Source organism: Mesorhizobium sp. M7A.F.Ca.CA.001.08.2.1 (assembly GCF_003998455.1).
Classification (GTDB): Bacteria; Pseudomonadota; Alphaproteobacteria; order Rhizobiales; family Rhizobiaceae; genus Mesorhizobium; species Mesorhizobium ciceri.
In genome coordinates, this window is sequence record NZ_RZPW01000468.1 from 1 (window position 1) to 5,029 (window position 5,029).

Annotated in this window: 4 protein-coding genes and 1 pseudogene; 2 read left to right on the forward strand and 3 right to left on the reverse strand. The window is 61.8% G+C overall.

The genetic code is table 11. The annotated features are described in order from the left end of the window. From EN914_RS23885 to EN914_RS23895, 3 genes and pseudogenes are all read right to left on the reverse strand, one after another. Window positions 1-350: pseudogene (locus tag EN914_RS23885) on the reverse strand (LuxR family transcriptional regulator); the annotation flags it as partial. Between the two features lie 551 nt (window positions 351-901). Beyond that, window positions 902-1,933 (reverse strand): histone deacetylase family protein, encoded by a 1,032-nt coding sequence (locus tag EN914_RS23890; protein WP_024502679.1) that lies wholly within the window; start codon window positions 1,931-1,933, stop codon window positions 902-904. A 26-nt stretch (window positions 1,934-1,959) separates the two neighbouring features. Next, window positions 1,960-2,721, reverse strand: a complete 762-nt coding sequence (locus tag EN914_RS23895) for a TetR/AcrR family transcriptional regulator (RefSeq protein WP_245265318.1) — start codon at window positions 2,719-2,721, stop codon at window positions 1,960-1,962. 154 nt (window positions 2,722-2,875) lie between these two features. Here EN914_RS23895 and EN914_RS23900 point away from each other — a divergent pair, with 154 nt between their 5' ends. Together EN914_RS23900 and EN914_RS23905 are read left to right on the forward strand one after the other, a co-directional pair. Then, the gene (locus EN914_RS23900) at window positions 2,876-4,555 is read left to right on the forward strand and encodes an amidohydrolase (RefSeq protein ID WP_024502678.1); all 1,680 of its coding nucleotides are present in this window, start codon (window positions 2,876-2,878) and stop codon (window positions 4,553-4,555) included. Window positions 4,556-4,696: 141 nt separating this feature from the next. Then, window positions 4,697-5,029 (forward strand): ATP-binding cassette domain-containing protein (locus tag EN914_RS23905; RefSeq protein ID WP_127389306.1); only part of this gene is annotated, 333 nt, incomplete at its 3' end.

The following is a 5,029-nucleotide window of genomic DNA, read 5'->3' on the forward strand; positions in this document are numbered from 1 at the left end:
TGGCCGAGCACGTCGAGAAGGCGGGCTTCCTCGCCGGTGACCAATCCGTCTGCCTCTGGTGCTTGAGATGCCACCAGCGGCTGTGGGCGGATGCCTGGCGCGACGGTGAGCGCGCCTTGCGCAAGCCCGGCGATCAATCGCTTGCCGATCAGCTCGATGGCATCGAAAATCCAGTTGGAGGAGACGATGCGCGCATCGTTGCGGTCCTGGTCGTGGACGATGGCGACCAACATGTAGCTGTCGGCGCCGATCTCGGCGGTCAGTTGCATGAAAAAGCTGGTGAGATCGCCGCGCGACGTCAGGCGCGAGCCCAATGTGTCGGATTGAAGACGTGCGGCGGGACTGCTCATTCTTGTTGCTTTTGGCCGGAATCGTTTCTGCTGTCCGGATACTGGAAGCCAGCCGCCGAACCCGAATACGCATTACTTTGACGAAGACACACGCGTGGCGCAGGGCTGCACCGAACCAAATCCCGAATCCATTCAGGGAACGCGAAGCCGTCCGCGTCTGGTGCCGGAAAAGCTCCGGAACAAAAGACTTTGGGTGGTCGCCGCGCCCCCCAGGACCGGCTGATTCGGGTCTAATCTACCCGCAGTTGAATCTGACATCAAACGCGATTTGACAAAATCGAATCCGGTGGACTCATGTGCGACTCACAAGTCGGTTTTCGCGCCCTGGACAGAAGACCGGGACGCGAAAGTCTTCGCCGGCCACCTCGGCGGCTGGTCGATTTCGCCAGGCTCGGGAGCATTGGACAGACGGGCGCGCCGGTTGCTGTGCCGAAGACTGGTGCCTTGGCCCGATAGTGGGAGCCGGGCGATGTTGCCGCCCGGTCCCGGTGGTCCTTTGCTTATGCCTGTCGTTGTCCCAAAACCGCCAGATGCTCCTGGACGACAGGCATTTACCGATCCTCGAACCCGGTCAGCACGCCGACCGCGTTGATGCCGATCTCCTCGACGGCATAGCCGCCTTCCATGACGAACAGCGTCGGCAGGCCGAGCCTGGCGATGCGGCGGCCGATCTTGGGATAATCAGACGTCTTCAGCTTGAACTGGCTGATCGGGTCCTTCTCGAACGTATCGACACCCAGCGAGACGATGACGACATCCGGTGCATAAGCGGCGAGCCTGCCGCAGGCATCCTCGAGCGAGGCGTTCCATGCATCCCAGTCGGTGCCGAAGGGCATCGGATAATTGATGTTGAAGCCTTCGCCGGCACCCGCGCCGCGTTCGTCGGCATGGCCGAGGAAGAACGGGTACTCGACCATCGGATCGCCATGCAGATTGAGCACCTGGACGTCGGCACGGTCGTAGAAGATCTCCTGCGTACCGTTGCCGTGATGGTAGTCGACATCGAGGATCGAGATGCGTTTGGCGCCGTGGTCGCGGAACCATTGCGCGGCGACAGCGGCGTTGTTGATGTAGCAATAGCCGCCCATGAAGCCAGCCCCGGCATGGTGGCCGGGTGGACGGCAGAGCGCGAAGGCGGAAGCCTCGCCATCCTTGAGCAGGCCGGCGGCGGTCAGCGCTACGTCGTAGGAAGACTTGATCGCGGCCCACGTGCCTTCGACGAAAGTGGCGCCGGCATCGAAGGAATAATAGCCGAGCAGCGCGTCGACGCGCTTTGGCGGCACGTCGCCGCGCAGGCCGCGCGTCGGCCAGGTGAAGGGCATCGCCGTGCCTGTGAGGCCTGCTTCCAGCCATTGCGGCCAGACCGTCGGGAGAAAGTCGATATAGTCTGATTTGTGGATGCGCTTGGCGGCGGCGAGGTCATGTTCGTGCGGCGCGATGATGGGACCCAGTTTCTCGCTTTCGACCCGAGCCTTGATGAATTCGGCCCTCGATGGCTTCTCGAAACCCGGCACGATGGCTGATGTGACCAGTTCCATTTGACCGGCATGGCCGGCGTGAAGGGGGGAGAAAACAGTCTTCATAAATTCCTCTCGAAGTGCGAAATCAGTCAAGATTCAAGATTGAGATAAGGGCTCACCAGAGCGAGCCACATTCTTTCCACATCGTCCTCGATGAGGTCGTATGTCTTGCGGTCTCTTTTCAGCCCGACAAGCCGGCAGGCGTGCCCGACGTCCATCATCAGCACGCCGAGCCGGCTGGCGATCTTGTCTTCAAGTGCCGGGTTCACATGCTGCAGCCATGCGGCGTAGAGCGCGATGATCTGCTCGTCATATTCGTTCTGGATCGGCCTGAGGTCGGCGTTGCCTGAAATGGCCTCGATCACCGGCATCAGGCTGGCGTTTTCGAGGTAGAGTCTGGACGTGTCGATGAAGAGCTTGCGCACTTCCTGCCGAAACTCTTCACGGTTGGTGGGCGGGGCGACCTTGATACGCTTGGCGATCACCTCGGGAAAGGATGACAGCCAGCGCCGGGCGAGGTCCAGAAGAATGGCTTCCTTGTTGGGAAAGTATTGGTAGATCGAACCAACCGACAAGCCTGCGCGCTGCGCAATGGCGAGCGTCGTCGGCGTTTTGGTTCCTTGCTCCCGCGTCAAGACCAGCGCTGCGTCGAGAATCCGGTCGACCACCTTGCTGGAGCGTTGTTGCCGCGGCTGTTTGCGCGGTTCGAGCGCTATCCTGGTTTTGCGGTCGAGACTGCGCTTCACCGTCCGATGTCCTCGTTCCCCGCCCGGTCTCAACATGGTGGGAGCTTGCTGTCCACGACACATTCCAGATTCGGTATGTTGACAAACGCGAATAATCAGTCGCATTCTTTATCCACGCTGCCTCTTGGGATGACAAGGGGAATTTCCAAGACAGCGCGCTGGCATTCTTTTTCGTCCCATGGCGCCGCTCCGGTGGAGTGGCAGGTCGTTGGCCAAGAGGTTGTCGGTCTCAGTCAGTCGTCAAAAGCGCGGAGTCGCGATGTCTGTCACAGGTGCAGGTCACAATGCGGATCTGATCGTCATCAATGGTCGTGTACTGACCATCGACGACGACAATCCCACCGCCGAGGCCGTCGCCGTCAAGGACGGCGCAATCATCGCCATCGGCAGCCGCGCCTCCATCGAAGAGTTCAAGGGACCGGCCACCAAGGTAATCGACGCCAAGGGCGGCTCCGTCCTGCCGGGTTTCATCGAAGCCCACATGCATCTGTTTTCGGGCGGGGCTGAACTTGCCCACCTTCAACTCACCGGTATCCATGGCTTCGAGGCGCTGCAGAAGGCGATCCGCGACTATGCGCCTACCCGGCCCGACGCGAAGATGCTGGTCGGCCAAGGCGTCGACTACACCGTGCTCGGCAGCGAGCGCGTGACGCGCCATCACCTCGACGCCATTTTGCCCGATCGTCCGTTCTGCATGGCGGCGCCCGACCATCACACCATGTGGGCCAACACCAAGGCGTTGGAAATGGCCGGCATCCTGCAGGGGCGCACGCTCGGCCCTGGCAATGAGATTGTCATGGATGACGATGGACTGGCCGCCGGCGAATTGCGCGAAGGCGAGGCCTTTGGCCCGGTGCTCGACCTTGCCGGCGAAAGCCGGGTGCGGCTGGGGCTGTCGACCGGCGGCGAGCCGGACCCGATGCCGACGGCGGCCGAGCGGGACGCCGACCGCGACATCATGCGGCGCGGGCTCGCCTGGTGCGCCCGCCACGGCATCACCTCGATCCAGAACATGGACGGCAACCTCTATCAGCTTGAGCTGCTGGCCGAGATCGAAGCCGAGGAAGGCTTGCCCTGCCGCGTCAAGATCCCGTTCCACTACAAGAATTTCATGACGCTCGACATGCTCGACAAGGCATCTGGTATGGCCGAAAGCTACAACAGCGAATGGCTGTCGTCGGGCATGGTCAAGGTGTTCTACGACGGGGTGCTCGACTCCTGGACAGCTGTCATGGTCGAGCCATACGCCGACCGGCCCGACTGGGTGGGCGAGCCGCTGTTCACGCCGCAACAATTCATCGATCTGGCCGTCGCGGCCGACAGGCGCGGGCTGCAGATCGCCGTGCACTCGATCGGCGACGGCGCGGTGCGCGCGGTGCTGGACGGTTATGAGGCGGCGCAGAAGGCGAACGGCAAGCGCGACAGCCGTCACCGGGTCGAGCACATCGAGGTCACCACCACATCGGATGTGCCGCGTTTCGCAGAACTCGGCGTCATTGCTTCCATGCAACCGCCGCATCCGCCCGGCGCCATGGATTTTCCGCTGGAGCCGACGGTGTCGCGCATCGGGCCGGCACGCTGGCCGCTGAGCTATGCCTGGCGAACCTTGAAGGATGCCGGCGCGCATGTCGTCTTCGCATCCGATTGGCCGGTGTCGCCGATCGATCCGATCCTGGGCATTCAGGCGGCAGTGTTGCGCAAACCATGGGCAGAAAGCGACCCGGACCAGAGTTTCTCGCTGCATGAAGCGATCGCCGGTTACACGATCGAGGGCGCCTACGCCGAATTCGCCGAGCACCGCAAGGGCACGCTGAGATCGGGCTACATGGCCGATCTGGTGGTTTTGTCGATGGATATCGAGAACACCGCCCCGGCCGATCTGCACAAGGTGCGGCCGGTGACGACGATTTGCGGCGGCAAGATCACCTATCAGGCCTGACTATGGCATGGGGCTTGCAGGCCTCAATGACTGACTGAACTGTGACCCAATGCCGGGCTTGCCAACCCACCGGCCATGTGGTCACATCGAACAGGGGAAGAGCTCCGCCAGCAAGAGCGGGGTCAACAGTGAGGCGTAATCGTGCCGGACAAACCGGATCGGAATGCGATTGAAGTAGTAAACGTCAGCAAAATTTTCGGATCAGGTGAGGGGCAGGTGGCTGCCCTCGACACGGTCTCGGTATCTATCCGCGAGAACGAATTCTTCACGTTGCTGGGGCCATCCGGCTGCGGCAAGACGACGTTGCTCAGGCTGATCGCCGGCTTCGATTTCCCAACCGCCGGTGAAATCCTGCTCTACGGCCAGGACATCGCGCCGCTGCCACCCTTCAAACGGCCGGTCAACACCGTTTTCCAATCCTATGCGCTGTTCCCGCACATGACGGTCGCCGACAATATCGGCTTTGGCCTGGAA

Coding starts and splice junctions, on each gene's coding strand:
- EN914_RS23890 (WP_024502679.1), bottom strand. CDS start 1,933: ATGAAGACTGTTTTCTCCCCCCTTCACGCCGGCCATGCCGGTCAAATG.
- EN914_RS23895 (WP_245265318.1), bottom strand. CDS start 2,721: ATGCGACTGATTATTCGCGTTTGTCAACATACCGAATCTGGAATGTGT.
- EN914_RS23900 (WP_024502678.1), top strand. CDS start 2,876: ATGTCTGTCACAGGTGCAGGTCACAATGCGGATCTGATCGTCATCAAT.